The sequence below is a fragment of the Pandoraea anhela genome (assembly GCF_902459655.1).
GTDB classification, from domain to species: domain Bacteria; phylum Pseudomonadota; class Gammaproteobacteria; order Burkholderiales; family Burkholderiaceae; genus Pandoraea; species Pandoraea anhela.
Genome location: NZ_CABPSB010000005.1, coordinates 142,001 through 157,698, shown reverse-complemented (window position 1 = coordinate 157,698; position 15,698 = coordinate 142,001). Strand labels below are relative to the sequence as shown.

The 15,698-nt window shown below is 66.0% G+C and carries 14 protein-coding genes; 9 read left to right on the top strand and 5 right to left on the bottom strand.

Going from position 1 to position 15,698, the window contains the following annotated elements; translation table 11 throughout:
• Positions 1-18 precede the first annotated feature (18 nt).
• Positions 19-702, top strand: coding sequence for a heavy metal response regulator transcription factor (locus PAN31108_RS09615; RefSeq protein ID WP_150668642.1), 684 nt, complete (start codon positions 19-21; stop codon positions 700-702).
• Positions 699-2,156, top strand: coding sequence for a heavy metal sensor histidine kinase (locus tag PAN31108_RS09610; RefSeq protein ID WP_174994913.1), 1,458 nt, complete (start codon positions 699-701; stop codon positions 2,154-2,156). The genes PAN31108_RS09615 and PAN31108_RS09610 overlap by 4 nt, the downstream gene beginning before the upstream one ends.
• On the opposite strand, the gene PAN31108_RS09605 is transcribed toward PAN31108_RS09610, so the two are convergent.
• On the bottom strand, positions 2,153-3,979 hold the full coding sequence (locus PAN31108_RS09605) for a methyl-accepting chemotaxis protein (protein ID WP_150668640.1): 1,827 nt from the start codon (positions 3,977-3,979) through the stop codon (positions 2,153-2,155). The genes PAN31108_RS09610 and PAN31108_RS09605 overlap by 4 nt on opposite strands.
• Positions 3,980-4,357: 378 nt before the next feature.
• Between PAN31108_RS09605 and PAN31108_RS09600 the strand changes: the two genes are divergently transcribed.
• The 3 genes from PAN31108_RS09600 to PAN31108_RS09590 all read left to right on the top strand — a co-directional run bounded on the left by PAN31108_RS09600 (position 4,358) and on the right by PAN31108_RS09590 (position 6,558).
• Positions 4,358-4,750, top strand: a complete 393-nt coding sequence (locus PAN31108_RS09600) for a COG4315 family predicted lipoprotein (protein ID WP_150668639.1) — start codon at positions 4,358-4,360, stop codon at positions 4,748-4,750.
• Positions 4,751-4,948: 198 nt separating this feature from the next.
• A complete protein-coding gene (locus PAN31108_RS09595; protein WP_150668638.1) occupies positions 4,949-5,530 on the top strand; it encodes an RNA polymerase sigma factor in 582 nt (193 codons plus the stop codon).
• Positions 5,530-6,558: a zf-HC2 domain-containing protein gene (locus tag PAN31108_RS09590; RefSeq protein WP_150668637.1), complete on the top strand. Its 1,029-nt coding sequence runs from the start codon at positions 5,530-5,532 to the stop codon at positions 6,556-6,558. The genes PAN31108_RS09595 and PAN31108_RS09590 overlap by 1 nt, the downstream gene beginning before the upstream one ends.
• A gap of 130 nt (positions 6,559-6,688) precedes the next feature.
• Here PAN31108_RS09590 and PAN31108_RS09585 read toward each other — a convergent pair whose 3' ends face one another.
• Both PAN31108_RS09585 and kdgD read right to left on the bottom strand, forming a co-directional pair.
• Positions 6,689-8,263, bottom strand: a complete 1,575-nt coding sequence (locus PAN31108_RS09585) for an aldehyde dehydrogenase (NADP(+)) (RefSeq protein WP_150668636.1) — start codon at positions 8,261-8,263, stop codon at positions 6,689-6,691.
• Positions 8,264-8,274: 11 nt separating this feature from the next.
• A complete protein-coding gene (kdgD, locus tag PAN31108_RS09580) occupies positions 8,275-9,186 on the bottom strand; it encodes a 5-dehydro-4-deoxyglucarate dehydratase (protein ID WP_150668635.1) in 912 nt (303 codons plus the stop codon).
• A gap of 372 nt (positions 9,187-9,558) precedes the next feature.
• Here kdgD and garD point away from each other — a divergent pair, with 372 nt between their 5' ends.
• Positions 9,559-11,157: a galactarate dehydratase gene (gene garD / locus PAN31108_RS09575; RefSeq protein ID WP_150668634.1), complete on the top strand. Its 1,599-nt coding sequence runs from the start codon at positions 9,559-9,561 to the stop codon at positions 11,155-11,157.
• 30 nt (positions 11,158-11,187) lie between these two features.
• Here garD and PAN31108_RS09570 read toward each other — a convergent pair whose 3' ends face one another.
• Positions 11,188-11,664, bottom strand: a complete 477-nt coding sequence (locus tag PAN31108_RS09570; RefSeq protein ID WP_150668633.1) for a nitrate reductase associated protein — start codon at positions 11,662-11,664, stop codon at positions 11,188-11,190.
• Positions 11,665-12,171: 507 nt separating this feature from the next.
• Between PAN31108_RS09570 and PAN31108_RS09565 the strand changes: the two genes are divergently transcribed.
• From PAN31108_RS09565 to PAN31108_RS09555, 3 genes are all read left to right on the top strand, one after another.
• Positions 12,172-12,453: a hypothetical protein gene (locus PAN31108_RS09565; RefSeq protein ID WP_150668632.1), complete on the top strand. Its 282-nt coding sequence runs from the start codon at positions 12,172-12,174 to the stop codon at positions 12,451-12,453.
• Positions 12,450-13,475 carry a hypothetical protein gene (locus tag PAN31108_RS09560; protein WP_150668631.1) on the top strand — a complete coding sequence of 342 codons (1,026 nt, stop codon included), beginning with the start codon at positions 12,450-12,452 and terminating at the stop codon, positions 13,473-13,475. Before PAN31108_RS09565 ends, PAN31108_RS09560 begins: the two co-directional genes overlap by 4 nt.
• A gap of 137 nt (positions 13,476-13,612) precedes the next feature.
• The gene (locus PAN31108_RS09555) at positions 13,613-14,506 is read left to right on the top strand and encodes a DMT family transporter (RefSeq protein WP_150668630.1); all 894 of its coding nucleotides are present in this window, start codon (positions 13,613-13,615) and stop codon (positions 14,504-14,506) included.
• A 37-nt stretch (positions 14,507-14,543) separates the two neighbouring features.
• Here the strand turns inward: PAN31108_RS09555 and PAN31108_RS09550 are convergent, their stop codons facing one another.
• Positions 14,544-15,365, bottom strand: coding sequence for a DUF4088 family protein (locus tag PAN31108_RS09550; protein ID WP_246183860.1), 822 nt, complete (start codon positions 15,363-15,365; stop codon positions 14,544-14,546).
• Positions 15,366-15,698: the final 333 nt, after the last annotated feature.

Here is a 15,698-nt window from a genome sequence, read left to right as displayed (position 1 = left end):
TTAAATGGAGAAGTCGGTATGCGGATTCTTGTCGTCGAGGACGAGTTCAAGACAAGCCAGTATCTGAAGAAGGGGCTGACGGAGGCGGGTTACGTGGTCGATGTCGCGAGTGACGGCATCGACGGCCTGCACATGGCGTTGACAGGCGCCTACGATCTGGTGATTCTCGACGTGATGCTGCCCGGCAAGGACGGGTGGCAGGTGCTGGACCGGTTGCGCGCGCAGGAGGATACGGCCGTGTTGTTTCTGACGGCGCGCGACGACCTCGGCGACAGGGTGAAGGGGCTCGATCTCGGGGCGGACGATTACATGACCAAGCCGTTCGCCTTCGCGGAATTGCTCGCCCGCATCCGCACGATCTTGCGACGTGGGCGCACACGCGAGTCGGACGTGCTCGTCGTGGGCGATCTCGAACTGAATCTGCTGGGGCACAAGGCCGTGCGTCAGGGGGCGAGCATCGTGCTCACGGCCAAGGAGTTCCTGTTGCTTGCGCTGTTGATGCGACGCCAGGGCGAGATCCTGCCGCGCAGCCTGATCGCCTCGCAGGTGTGGGACGTCAATTTCGACAGCGACACCAACATCGTCGACGTGACCATGCGTCGCCTGCGCGCGAAGATCGACGACCCTTTCGAGCCGAAGCTGATTCATACCGTCAGAGGCATGGGATACGTGCTCGAATGTCGCGAGGATCGGGTGTCATGAGCGTGTCGCTACGTGCGCCGCGCGCCCGCTCGTTGCGCGCGCGCCTGACCTTCATCATTGCGGCATGCGAGTTCATGGTGCTCGCGCTGATCCTGCTCTATCAATACTTCGCGCTCGCCGAGCAGTTGCGGGTGCGTGCGCATCAGGATCTGCTCGGCACCGTCACCGCGCTTCGTCATGAACTGGGCGGCATCTCGTCGAAGGCTGAGATCGGTGCGGATCCGCGCCGCTGGTACGACGCGACGCATGGCCATCAGAATCTCGATTTCGCCGTGCTCGACGTCGATGGCAAGACGCTGGTGGCGAGCCGGGGCTATCGGCAACCGGCAAGCCGGCTCGCGCGGGTGGGCTCGCACGACACGCCCGGCGACGACGACGTGCAGCGCGTCGGCCGGGCAGATCTCGGCGAGCGACTGCAATATGTCGCGGCCGACGGGGTGATCGGTGAGGGCCGTCCCGACGCGACGCACGTGATTCTCGTCGTGCAAATGGACGCCACGGAACGGCTGGCGGTCCTCACGCAGTTCGCGCTGACCGCGCTTGCGGTGCAGATCGCCGGCACGGTGCTGATCGGCGCATTGACGTTCTGGCTCGTGACGCTCGGCCTGCGGCCCCTGCAACGGCTGACGCTCGCCGCCGAGCAGGTGTCGAGCGCACGGCTCGGCGCACCGCTGCCCGAGGACGATATTCCGGCCGAGTTGCGCGACCTCACGCACGCGTTCAACCGCATGCTCGCGCGACTGAACGAGTCGTTCACCCGGCTTTCGCAGTTCTCGTCGGACCTCGCGCACGACTTGCGCACGCCGCTATCGAACATGATGGGCGAGGCGCAGGTGGCGCTCTCACGCGAGCGGTCGTCGGTGGAATACCGGGCGGTGCTGGTGTCGGCGATCGAGGAGTGCGAGCGGTTGTCGCACATGATTGCATCGATGTTGTTTCTCGCGCGTGCCGAGTCGGCACACACGGAAGTCCGGCGTGAGACGAGTTCGCTCGCGGCGATTGCGGTCTCGCTGGTCGAGGACTTTTTGCCGATGGCGGAGGAGGCGGGGCTCGGCCTGAAGGTCGAGGGCGACGCCACGGCGGAGGTCGACCGCGCTTTGGTGCGGCGGGCGTTGGCGAATGTGCTCGTCAACGCCATCCGGCATTCGCGCGCGGGCAGCGATATCTCGGTGTATTGCACCTCGACGCCGGCACGCGCGCAGCTTCGTGTGCACAACGTGGGCGATGTGATCGCGCCGGAACATCTGCCGCGCATCTTCGACAGGCTCTATCGGGTCGATCCGTCACGTCACAACGAGGACGATGCCAGAACCGGCGGCACCGGGCTCGGCCTGGCGATCGTCAAATCCATCGTCGAACTGCACGGCGGAGACGTTGCGGCGAGCAGCGACGCCCTGAACGGCACATCGCTGACGCTGAGCTTTCCGATTGGCGCAGACGCCAGGATCGGCTAGCGCGCAATGCGTCTGACCGGGCGCGCCGCGATGAAAGCGCTGTCAGCGGCACCCTGTGCGGCAACATGCGTGGCATCGTGCCCGGCGTCGTTCGATGCCCGGGCCGACGCAGCGAAGCCGGTCGATGCCGTCGATGTGGTCGATGCGGTAGAAGTGTTCGGCAGCGCCGCGACACCGGCGTCGGTCGCTTCGAGATGGAAGCGGCCGACGGACAGCGTGAGCGCCTGCGCCTGCTGCTGCAACATCTGCGCGGCGGCCCCCGCGTCTTCCACCAGCGTGGCATTGCGCGACGTCACCTGATCCATCAGCGCAATCGCGCGGTTCACTTCCTCGATACCCTGCTTCTGCTCGTGGCTGGCGGCAGTGATCTCGTCCATCGCATTGCTGACCTGCTTCACGCGGGCGACGATCTCGCGCATCGTATCGCCCGCGCTCTGCACGAGCGTCGTGCCCGAGGCGACTTCCGAGACGGACGCGTCGATCAGTTGCTTCACTTCCTTCGCAGCGGCGGAACTGCGGCCTGCCAGACTACGCACTTCCGCCGCTACCACGGCGAAGCCCTTGCCCTGTTCGCCTGCACGTGCGGCTTCCACGGCGGCGTTCAGCGCGAGAATGTTCGTCTGGAAGGCAATACCTTCGATCACCGCGATGATGTCGACGATCTTGCGCGACGACGCGTCGATGGACGACATCGTCGTGACCACCTGCTGGACCATGTCGCCGCCCTGTTCGGCCATTTCCGCAGCGCGATGCGCGAGGTCGTTCGCGCCGCGCGAGTTCTCGTCGTTCTGACTGACGGTCGAAGTCAGTTCTTCCATCGCGGCGGCCGTCTGCTCCAGCGAACTGGCCTGCTCGGCGGTGCGCGCCGCGAGGTCGCGGTTGCCCGACGCGATGCGATGGCTGATCTCGGTGACGTCATGCGACGCGTGACGCACCTGCGTCACCGCATGGCGCAGGTTGGTCGCCATCTCCGCGAGCGACGCCATGATGCTCGTGTCGCGCTCGCGGTTCGCCCCGTGGCCCGGTGCGCGGTGGCTCAGGTCGAACTCGTGATAAAGCTCGCCTCGGTCGACGGCCAGCGCGAGCGCCTTGACCTCGTCCGGCTCGGCCCCGAGCGCGCGTCGCAACTGGCGGGTGATGAGGAACGCCATGACCGCGCCGCACGTGAGCGCCACGATCACCAATGCGAGCATCACGCTCTGGAAGCCATGCGCGTTTGCGACCGCATCCATCGACTCGACGTGGCTCGTGCGGTCTTCTCGATCGATCATGCGGTTGATGGCGGCGAGCCAGTCCACGAAGGCCGGGCGCGCCTGATCGAGCACGAGGCGTCGTGCGCCGTCCAGATCGCCGGCGCGGCGCAGCGCGATCACCTGCGTGATGATCGGCTGCGTGCGTGCTTCGACGGCTTTGATCGCCGCGAGATCCTCGCGCTCTTCGGCGCGCACGTTGGCGGCGTTCGACGTGGCGAACAGCGCGTCCATCGGCCCGGCGGAGCGCTGGTAGTCGGCGTTCAGACGTTCGATGAGCGAGACGATTTCGTCGACATGACCGTCGTCTGTCAGCGTGAGGTCGCGCACGGCGATGGCGCGGTCGTGCACGCTGCCGCGAAAGTTCACGGCGTACTGCTGCTTGACGTTGTTGTTGTCGCTGATGTTCGTGAGCGTGCGCTCGATGCCGTGCACCCGCAGCACCGCGAGTGCGGCCAGGGCAAGCATCATGACGAGGATCACGGTAAAGCTCAGCCCGAGGCGGGCGGCCACACTCAAACGCGGCTGGCGGGACAAGTGCGGTGAGGGGGACGAGCGGGAGGGGACATTCATATCGGTGTCTGGTCGGATCGTTCTTATTGGTCGTCAATGCGCGTGCCGGCGGGGCGCGGACATGCGCCGCAGTGCGCGCATTGCCCACAGGGCAAACCCTGTGAAGACGTCGATTATTCCGCTTGCCGAGCGTCGATAGGCATCAACGATTCGTTGAAACACCGGGCTTGAGCTTGCGTTGCGCGATGTGGACCGGACGCCACACGGCACCGGGGCGAAGCGATGACGGTGGCATGACATGACCAAGACGGGGCTGGGCGGTCGCCATCGAGGATGCTGCGTTGCAGCAAAAAATATCGCTAAAAAGGTGTGGAATAAAGCGTCGGCGCCAGGCGTTCAGAGAGTGTCGACAACGACATTTCACTCAGGAGCCAAGTCATGAAACAACGTCAATCGATGTCCGCCGTGCTCACCGGCCTCGTGGCTGCCGCCGGTCTGTTCGCCGCCGCCGCCGCCCATGCGCAAGTCCCGCTCAAGTCGGTCGATGGCGTGCTCGTCGACGCTCAGAACCGCACCGTCTATACGTTCGACAACGATGTGGCGGGTAGCGGCAAAAGCGTCTGCAACGGCCAGTGCGCTGCCGCCTGGCCCCCGGTCATGGCCGATGCCGCCGCGAAAGCCGACGGCGACTATTCCCTCGTGACACGCGACGACGGCATGAAGCAGTGGGCGTACAAGGGCAAGCCGCTGTATTTGTTCGTGAAGGACACCGTCGGCGGCGACAAGAAGGGCGACGGCATCAAGGACGTGTGGCACGTTGTCAAGCCCTGACCGGCGGCTGACACGGCGTTGACAAGCATTCGGGTCATCCTGACGGGGGGCGAGAGGGTGTTGGCATATCGGCCTGCGGGGTCGGTCCGCGCAAAGTCGCGGCGGCTCAGTATAATTTCGCAGCAAGCGCCGGCGGCATTCGCCGGCGATGCTTCGGACTGGCTTGCCGCCAGGCACCCTCCGCCAGGAAATTCGCCGATGACCGGTCAGGATTTACCCAGCTTGCTTCCGGGCTTGCTGCCACGCCTCTGGGCGTTCGCCTTGCGCATTACGGGCGATCGTCATGATGCCGAGGATCTCGTGCAACGCGCTTGCGTGCACGCGCTCGAGCGCGTGCATCAGTGGCAGCCGGGCACCTCGGCGCTGAGCTGGATGTTCAGCATCGTGCATACGACGTGGATCAACGAGATCCGCGCGCGTCGCGTTCGCTCGCGCGGCAGCCTCGCCTGGGATGAGGCCGACGTCGAAGCGATTCCGGATCTTCAGGCGTCCACGCCCGAGGATCTGGCGAGCTATCGCCAGGTCTTCGGCGCGGTCGACAGCCTGCCCGAGGCGCAGCGCATGGTGCTGCTGCTCGTGGCGGTGGAGGGAATGACATATCAGGAAGCGGCGGAAGTGCTCGACGTGCCTATCGGTACGGTGATGAGCCGTCTGTCGCGAGCCCGCCGTACCATCGGCGATCAGTTTCGTAACCCCGAGGGGCGACCCCGCCAGGCCGACCGTGCGCAGCGTGATCATCGCACCGGTTCCGCAGCCGGCGCACGTGAGGAGGACGCGTGATGAACGAAGACGATATCCGCCTGCTCGCTTACGTCGACGGTGCGCTCCCCGCAGCGGAGCGTGCGGAAGTGGAAGCGGCCATCGCCGCGTCGCCCGAACTGGCCGACGCGGTCGAGTCGTTGCAGGCGTCGCGTCTGCCGTACCGGGAGACGTTTGCCGCCCATGCCATCCCCCCGGTCCCCGAGAGCCTTACCGCCAGCCTCGACGCGCTGCTGCGGGCGCACGCGCAGCGTCAGGCGCCGGTGCCGCCGCAGATGCCGCTGTCGGCGAAGGCCGACAGTGCCGACAGCAAGGTTGATAGCAGGGGGACTCATCAAGCGACCGATCCGATCGCGTCCGTGGGCGCTGTTCAGGCCGACGCGTCGCGCAACGTGCCGGCCGCCAACGATGCGCCTGTCGGCCGACGGGTGCGTCCGTGGTGGCTCGCTGCGGCTTTCGCGGCAGGCGTGGCGGCCACGGCCATCACGTTGCCGTTGCTCTCCGGCGTGCTGAATCCGGGCGGCGCCGGCGGATTCATGACCGCGTCCGTCTCGTCGAAACCCGAGCCGGGGCGGACATGGGTGCGTGCGGCAGCCGAGTATCAGCAGTTGTACGCGCGGGACACGGTGGCTTCCATTCGTGTGGACGACAGCGACACCCAGCGCACCGTCAGCGACATTCGTCAGAACGACAAGCTCGATATCAGCGTGCCGGATCTGCGCTCGCAAGGGCTGACGTTCAAGCGTGTGCAGCGTTTGCGCTGGAAGGACAGCACGCTGGTGCAGATGGTGTATCTGCCCGCGACGGGCGACCCTGTGGCGTTGTGCGTGGTGCGTGATGCGCGCCCCGATCAGGGTGTCGCGGAACAGAAGGTCGACAGCATGGGCGTGGTGACATGGCGCAAGGGCCAGATCGGCTACGCGCTCATCGGTGCGCCCGGATCGACGGACCTCAAAGCCATTGCGAAGACGCTGGCGGATGGCGTCGTCACGCCGCTTTACGGCATGCTGACGTCGCCGGATCTGCGCCCGGATCGTGCCGCGTCCTGAGGTTGCTTCCGCCGTCGTCTGACGGTATGACACGCGCAGTACAAAAACAAACGCCCTCGAGAACCGAGGGCGTTTGTTTGAGTGGCGTGCGGCTCGCCAGGGGCGAATCGCGCCACGCCGGGCGTTGCATTTACTGCTGTGTCAGCGCGCCGTCACGCAGTCGCCACAGGCCCAGGGGATTGGCCTCCTGCAGGGCTTGCGGCAAGAGCGCATCCGGCAGATCCTGATAGCACACCGGGCGCAGGAACCGATCGATGGCCGACGCGCCGACCGACGTGAACATCGCATTCGATGTTGCGGGGAACGGGCCACCGTGGACCATCGCATGACACACTTCGACGCCGGTCGGGAAACCGTTGGCGAGAATGCGTCCGGCACGGCGCTCCAGACCCGGCAGCAAACGGCGAGCCGTCGCGGTGTCGCCGGCGTCGAGTTGCAGCGTCGCCGTCAGCTGACCTTCCAGACGCTCGGTGATCGCGATCATCTCGTCGACGGTGTCGCAGGCAATCACGACCGAGGCCGGACCGAACATCTCCTCATGCAGTGCCGGCGTGGCCAGAAATTCGGCCGCCGTCGTGCGGAACAGCGCGGCCTGACCCTGGCATGCGCCGCCGGACTGGCCTCGCGCGACCAGCGTTACGTTCGGCTCGTCGACCAGACGCCCGACGCCCTTGTCGTACGCCTGGGCAATGCCCGGCGTGAGCATGGTGCCGGCGGCCTTGGCCGTCAGTGCGTCGGAAGCCGTACGGCAGAAGCGTTCGAGCGCCTCGCCGGCGAGGCCGAGCACCAGTCCCGGGTTCGTACAGAACTGGCCGACACCCATCGTCAGCGAATCGACGAAGCCCTTTGCAATCACCTCGCCGCGCGCTGCCAGCGCTTCAGGCAGCAGGTACACCGGATTGATGCTGCTCATCTCGGCGTACACCGGAATCGGGACGGCGCGCGACTGGGCGATGCGTTGCAGCGCGAGACCGCCGGTGCGCGAGCCGGTGAAGCCCACGGCAGCGATCGCCGGGTGCGCCACCAGCGCTTCGCCCACGGCGCGCTCGCCGACGAGCAGCGAGAACACGCCTTCCGGCAGATCGTGCTTCTGCACCGCCGAACGCACGGCGCGTGCGACGAGTTCCGACGTGCCCAGGTGCGCCGAGTGCGCCTTGACGATCACCGGACAGCCGGCGGCGAATGCCGACGCCGTGTCGCCGCCCGCCACCGAAAACGCCAGCGGGAAGTTGCTCGCGCCGAACACTGCGACCGGGCCGAGGCCGATCTTCGCCAGACGCAGGTCGCTGCGCGGTAGCGGTTCGCGCGCCGGTTGCGCGGGGTCGATGGTGGCGTCGAGGAAGTGACCGTCGCGCACCACGCGGGCAAACATGCGCAGCTGACCAACGGTGCGTCCGCGCTCGCCTTGCAGCCGGGCCACGGGCAGGCCCGTCTCGGCGTGGGCACGCTCGATGAGCGCGTCGCCCAGGTCGAGAATCGCTTGGGCGACGGCTTCGAGAAACTCGGCGCGTTTTGCCAGCGGCAGCGCACGGAACGGATCGAACGCGGCGCGCGCGAGTTCGCACGCCCGCTCGACATCCGCCACGGTGCCTGCGCCGAACGTCGGCGTCAGACGTTCGCCCCGCGACGGATCGAACGCTTCGAGCGTTGCCCCGCTGCCGCGCACGTCGGCGCGGCCGATCAACATCTCACCGGTGATCTGCATGCCGTGTCCCCTTAGCCTTCGACTTTCTTGATCAGTGCGTCGAGCGCTTCGAGCTCGTCCGGCAGCAGATCGGTCAGCGGGGCGCGCACCGGACCGGCATCGTGGCCGACCAGCTTCGCGCCTGCCTTGACGATACTCACGGCGTAGCCCGCGCGGCGGTTGCGAATCTCCAGATACGGCAGGAAGAACGTGTCGAGCAGATGGCCGATCGTCTCCTGATCGTTGTTGCACACGGCGTGATAGAACTTCATCGCCGTTTTCGGGATGAAGTTGAAGACGGCCGACGAGTACACCGGCACGCCCAACGCGCGGTAGGCCGCGGCATACACTTCGGCCGTCGGCAGACCGCCCAGATACGAGAAGCGGTCGCCCATGCGGCGGCGAATCTGCACCATGCGCTCGATGTCGCCCACGCCGTCCTTGAAGCCGATCAGGTTCGGGCACTTATCGGCCAGACGTTCGAGCTGGTCCGCGCCGAGCTTCGAGTTTGCCCGGTTGTAGACGATCACGCCGATCTCCACGGACTTGCAGACCTGTTCGACGTGCGCGGCGATGCCGTCGAGGCTCGCTTCGGTCAGGTAGTGCGGCATGAGCAGCACACCCTTGGCGCCCAGCCGCTGGGCTTCCTGCGCATATTCGATGGCCAGACGCGTCGGGCCGCCCGCACCCGCGAGAATCGGCACCTTGCCGGCGCACGTGTCGACAGCGGTCTTGATCACGGCGCTGTAGTCCTGCGGCGTGAGCGAGAAGAACTCGCCGGTGCCGCCCGCCGCGAAGAGCGCCGTTGCGCCGAACGGCGCCAGCCACTCCAGACGCGCAGCGTAGCTGCGAGCATTGAAGTCGCCGTTCGCGTCGAAGTCGGTCACGGGGAAAGACAACAAGCCGTCGGAGACGATTTGCTTGAGTTCTTGAGGTGCGGTCATTTCAAGAGTTCCTGTCGGCTACAAGGCCGGATTCGATAAATGAAGAGGGCGCTCAACCAGCGCTCGGCGCTTAGTTATATGTCATCGTATAACATGTGGTGAAGTCGGACAAGAGGCCGATATACCGGATGGCAGTGGGATAAACCCGGAAAAGGCGTCTCAAGGGTTTTTCCCGAGTTCGACAGAGGCCCGTAAGATCGCGTGTTACCCCTTATCTAGATGTATGATGACGCATAAGTGACGGGTGGTTGAGCGAACATCAACGACTGCCGTCGGTTTTTGTGCCTGTGGCGGTTGCGCGACAGATCGCAAGCCCTGAGAACGGCGAACGTCGTGTGGCACCGGCACCTGGAGACGAGAGGGGGGAAAGACATGACATCGAAGGGCGCGATGCACGACACCGGCGGTGCGGCGCAGGCCGCACCGCGCTATATCAGGATGCAGGCGGCGGACAACGTTGCGATCGTGGTGAACGACGGGGGATTGCCCGTCGGCAGCCGGTTTGCCGATGGCCTTACGCTGATCGATGCCGTGCCGCAAGGGCATAAGGTCGCCCTGACCGATCTGGCCGAAGGCGCGGCGGTGATTCGGTACGGCGTGGTGATCGGCCATGCCGCGCGCGCGTTGCCGGCCGGAAGCTGGGTCAACGAGCGCCATCTGGCGATGCCGGAAGCGCCGTCCCTCGATCGTCTGCCGATCAGCACGCGCGTGCCGGCGGAATTACCGCCGCTCGAAGGATTCACCTTCAAGGGGTATCGGAACCCCGACGGCTCTGTGGGCACACGCAACATTCTCGCGATCACCACGACCGTGCAGTGTGTGGCAGGGGTAGTCGAATTCGCCGTCAAACGAATCAAGGAGACGTTGCTGCCGCAGTATCCGAACGTCGACGATGTCGTGGCGTTGGAACATACCTACGGCTGCGGCGTGGCGATCGATGCGCCGGATGCCGTGGTACCCGTTCGCACGCTGCGCAACATCGCCTCGAATCCGAACTTCGGCGGCGAAGTGATGGTGGTGAGCCTGGGGTGCGAGAAGTTGCAGCCGGAGCGACTGCTCCCGGCGGGCAGCATTCCCATCGGCAGTGCCGACGCCGATGGCAAGCCGGACACCGTCTGCCTGCAGGACGATGCCCATGTGGGCTTTCTGTCGATGATCGATGCGATTCTGACGACGGCGCGCACGCATTTGGAACGCCTCAACATGCGCCGGCGCGAGGTGGTGCCGGCGTCCGAACTCGTGGTCGGCGTGCAGTGCGGCGGCAGCGACGCGTTCTCCGGTGTGACGGCCAATCCGGCCGTCGGCTTCGCGACCGACCTGCTCGTGCGCGCCGGCGCGACGGTCATGTTCTCCGAAGTCACCGAGGTGCGCGACGGCATCGACCAGTTGACGTCGCGGGCGGCGACCCCGGAAGTCGCCGAGGCGATGATTCGCGAGATGGCCTGGTATGACGCCTATCTCGAACGCGGTCGTGTCGACCGTAGCGCCAATACGACACCGGGTAACAAGCGCGGCGGTCTGTCGAACATCGTCGAGAAGGCCATGGGATCGATCGTGAAGTCAGGCAGCGGGCCGATTCACGGCGTGCTCTCGCCCGGGGAGAAACTCGATCGCGCGCGTCAGCGCGGGCTGATCTATGCCGCGACCCCGGCCAGCGATTTCATCTGCGGCACGCTGCAACTCGCGGCGGGCATCAATCTGCACGTCTTCACGACCGGGCGCGGCACGCCGTACGGACTGGCCGAGGTGCCCGTCATCAAAGTGGCGACACGCTCGGATCTGGCGCGTCGATGGCACGATCTGATGGACGTGGATGCCGGGCGCATTGCGACCGGCGACGCCACCATCGAGGACGTGGGCTGGCAGTTGTTCCACCGGATGCTCGCGGTAGCGAGCGGCGAAAAGACGTGGGCCGAGCGCTGGGGACTGCACAACGCGCTCACGCTGTTCAATCCCGCGCCCGTGACCTGATGCGCAGGGGGCGTGTCGCCGGGGTGTCGCTCAGAGTTCGGCTTGCGTCTGCGCCAGCCCGAACTCGAGCATGGCGGGCACGAAACAATGGTTGAGCGTGTCGCGACGCGACAGTTTCGTCAGGACATAACGCCGGAACGGCGTCAGCGTGCCCCAGTCACCGACGTCCGGCGGCAACAGGTCCGCCAGTTCGCATTGCCTGAGCAGGCCCGGGGGTAGCGCGTTCGTGTCCTGCCACGCCGTAGGCGCCGGATCGACGCTGCGCTCGACGGCCTGGCCGAGATGCTCACGAGCGATCTCCTCGAGCCGTGCTGCGAAGTCGTCATCGCCCGGTACGCACGACGCCAGCGTCTCGCGTGCTGCCTGCGGCAATCGCTGCCAGTCCGCCAGCGACAGATGCTGGCCGTTGCGATCCAGATTGAAACGAATCGCCATCGTGATGTACTTCAGGTTTTCGCAGGCTTCGATCTCGAAAACAAAGATCGGCAGACGCTGATAAAGAGGCATGGCTGTCACTCCCTGTGTGGCGACGTATGGCGTGCAATCGATTGTACTCGCGCCCCGGCACGGGCTGCGCACCCAACGGTGCGGCATCGTGACGCGAGTCGTCGCCGCCTGATGGCAACGCTATCGACGTCCGGTTCATCCCCTCCGTCTTCCCGATTTCGCTAATTCTTATTGGGATATTTCCTAAAATTGACGTCATCGTCACTTGGGAAATTGTCCTGTTTATGTGACAGCCCATGGCACGGAAAGGCTGTCGGCTGGCGGCTTAACGGGAATTTCGGACGGATCACAGTCTGCGCAATGTGAAACGTCCTAGAGTTTCGATTCCTTCCGCAGTGTCCCCGGATTTTCTAAGGTAGTCGCTCCCCCCGCCGCTCGTGTCGTCGACACCCCGCTTCGCGAGCCGGTGGTTGCCTCCCCGGGCGCACCCCTGCCCGAGTCCATTGCGCAGTCGTTCAACAGCCGACAGGAGTCGACATGCCATCCCATTCGTCAAATGCACGGTCCGTGCCATTTCCATTTCTCCCGGTCGTTCTCGACGCACCGAAGGCCGCGCCTGCGCACAGCGCTTCGGGGACTTCAGGGAAGGCCGCCTTGCCGGAGGTCGCGGAGGCGTCACGCCGTACCGGCGCGGGGCGAGCCAAACCGCGCACGAGTCGGCGCGGAAATGTGGCGGAAGCGGCGCAGCCGCCGGGAATGGACGCCGAGTGCGGCAATGCGTTGCGCATCGAGGTCGTGCGCCGCATCGCACCCGAATGCCTGACCGTGCTGGGAGCCATCGTCCGATGATGGTCGCTTCTGTCAGGTGTGCCGCCGCTGCGGTGCCGAACAAGGCGGTGACGGCGGATGCGCCGTCGTCTTCGTCTTCTTCATCGTTGCCGGCGGCGGCGGCATCGGCCGGCACCGCCGTGTGGGTGATCGTGTCGCCTCACGCGCAGTGGACGTGTGCGTCGAACGCGCTTACGGTGTCATCGCACGAAGTCTCCTGCACCTTGTACGACGCCCCCGCCGATACTGCGCTATGGCTCGAACGTCTCAAGCAAGGCATGCTCCTTGCCGAGGCGCCGGTGCCGGGCACGTGGTTGGCAAGGCTCGTCGACGAGGCGCTAGTGCATGTGCTGCCGGCCACGCGTCGCGATATCGTACCGGCGTTCGGACGGATCTGCGACGACTGGGTGCGGGGCATCTTCGCTTCCCCGTTCTGGACGCGTTTTCTCGCCGGCGAGTCGAGCGATATTCAGGTGCTCGCATTTCTCGCGCAGCTTTACCATCGCGCGGCGGGTGCGGACGTTCACAATCGCATCGCCGTCGAGCGTTGTACTGACGCAGCGCTGCGTCCGATGTTGCTGCGTCAGTATCGCGAACAGCGCGGGCAATCGACGATGCTGGCGGCCGGATTGCTGCGATGTGGTCCTGCCGCGCGCACGTTTCTCGACAGCGGTGCGTTCGACGCCACCCACGCGCTCATCGACTTCATCATCGGCGCGGCGAGCGACATGCCGGCTTACGTCGGTTGCTGTGCGCTTTGCCAGGCGCCGGCCGCCGCGCGAGCGGCGAGCGAGATCGAAGCGCAGTTTGATGCGCTTGCCCAACGATATCCCTCGGCGGCCGATGGCTTTGCCGCCGTTTGCGCCCATGCCCGGCACGACGCGAGCGTGTGTGGCGGTACGGCGCTGCTGCCGCAATGGGTCGAGGAGGCGGGCGAGCCGGACACGCTGTCACGTTTGCGGATGCTGCGTGGGGCGCACGGTGTGGCGGCGGCCTATCGCGGGATGTTCGACGCGCTGTATCGGCTCGACGAGGCGCTCTGACATGCGTGAGCGCGTGCGCTCCGGTGGAGTCACTCCGGTCGGCAGGCGGGTCATGCCCCCGCATGGGGCATGTGACTCGTATAATGGCGTCCCAACGGCGGGGGCGGTTGCGGCTCCGCGCCGTCCGCCCCCTGACCATGACCACCCAACTCGCCTACCTCGCCGCGCTCGGTGCCGCCCTCTGCTGGGCTTGCAGCGGTATGATCGCCATCACGCCTGTCCGTCAGGCAGGTTCGTTCCCCTTCAATTACGCCCGGATGCTGCTGGTTTTCGCGATGCTGCTGTTCGCGCTCGCGGTGCTGCGCGGCTGGCCGTCGCTCACGCTGGAGCACTGGCTACGGCTCACCGCGTCGGGGCTCATCGGCATTCTGGTGGGGGATACGATTCTGTACACATCGCTCGGCCGGCTCGGGCCGCGGCGCAACTCCATCGTCTTCGCAACCAACGCCCCCATGACCGCCGTGCTCGGTTACTTCTGGCTGGGCGAGGCGCTCGGATGGCGTGCCGTGCTGGGCGTCGCGCTTGTGACGGCCGGCGTGGCGCTGGCGATCGCGTTCGGGGGGCGGCGCGAGGACGCGCATCACTGGGAGTCGGTGCGCGGTGATGTGCGTGTGGGCGTGGCCATCGGTTTGACGGCGGCGCTGTGCCATTCCATCGGTACGCTGATCGCCAAGCCGGTCATGGCCGCGGGCGTGGATCCGGTCGGGGCGTCGGCGGTGCGCGTGGGCGTGTCGGCGCTGGGGTTGACGATCCTTGCCGCGCGTCGCGCCCGCGATATCTTCTCGGCGTTCACCCCTAGCACGCTGGCGTTGACGGCTGTATCCGGATTCGTGGGCGTGGCCCTCGGCATGACGTTGCTGCTATACGGGATGGGGCACGGCAACACGGGCGTTATCGCGACGCTTTCGGCCACGACGCCGGTGATGGTGTTGCCGCTGCTGTGGATTCGCACCCGTCAGCGCCCGGCGGCGGGGGCCTGGTGGGGCGCGCTGATCGCGAGCGCCGGGGTGGCGCTGATCTTCAATCGGTGAGGTCGGCGGTCTGCCGCCCGGTGCCGCCCGTTCGGGCTCAGCGCGAAATGGTGGGGGGTAGCGGCTCTTGGCTCTGCGGCACTTCGGTCGCGAGCGTCGGCACCTGATCCTGGACGGGGGCGGGCCGAGGCACGCTCGGCGTGAGCAGACGTCGCAACCATGCGGCGATGCGCTCGAAGATCCCCGGATCGTCGTTGAACAGTTCGGGGCGCAGCACGCCCAGATATTCCAGAATCTGTTCGGCTTCCTGAGCACCGACCGAGCCATAGATGACGGCAAGGTCGAGCAGCGCGCGCAACTCGCCGAGTTTTTCGCGGGCTTGCAGCGAGCGGGCGGTCTCCACACTGCGTTTCGCTTCGAACACGCGTTCGCGAAGCACCGAAGCGGTGCGCCATGCCGGCGTCTGCAAGGTGGCTTCCAGCGTGCGCAGGTCCTGCGCCGAGGTCACGATCTGACCGGCGAGCGATTCCACAATACGTTCCTCGCCCTTCGCCTCGCGCACGATCCCTTCGGCCCAGCGGCTGGCCTGGCGCGCCATGTCCTCACGCGACCACTCCGGACGCGACACGAAGTAAAACCCGTGCTGGCGCGCCTGATTCAGGATGATCGAGACGACATCCGGGAATTGCTTGTCGAACGTGCGTTTGGCCCATGCGTAGTGACCGCCTGCGAGCAACTGCGCCACCGCGGCTTCCGTGAGCGGCACGGTGCTGTCGAGCAGGCGGGCGCGCAGGAAGTCGTCGAACGGCGGGGGCGTGAAATGACGATCCACGGCGGACGAGATGCGCACGAACGCGTCGAAGTCCTTTTGCAGGTCGGCGAGCGCGGTGTCTGAGAGCGTGATGGCGATGCGGCTCATCGGGACGACTCCTGCGCCGCTATCGCCGGCGTCGCCACCACTGCGACGGCACAGGCGCGGCGCACGAGCGAAGTCCCGCCGCGCCGTCGAGCGTCCGTATGAGTGCCTCGGGCCACGGGCGCAGCCGCCGAAGCCCGTGCCACGTGCATCCCCATTGCGCGTGAAGTCATGTGCAGCGATACGTATAAACGGTGCGCTGCGGTCGTGGCCGTGCGCTGTGAGATGGTTTGCGCCGCACGGAATTGGTGATTCTCGTTGCGGGCAGCATGCGTCTGAATGCATTAACGGCAAATCGATGCAAAAACTTTAGCGATCGGGCGTAATTTCTTTCAA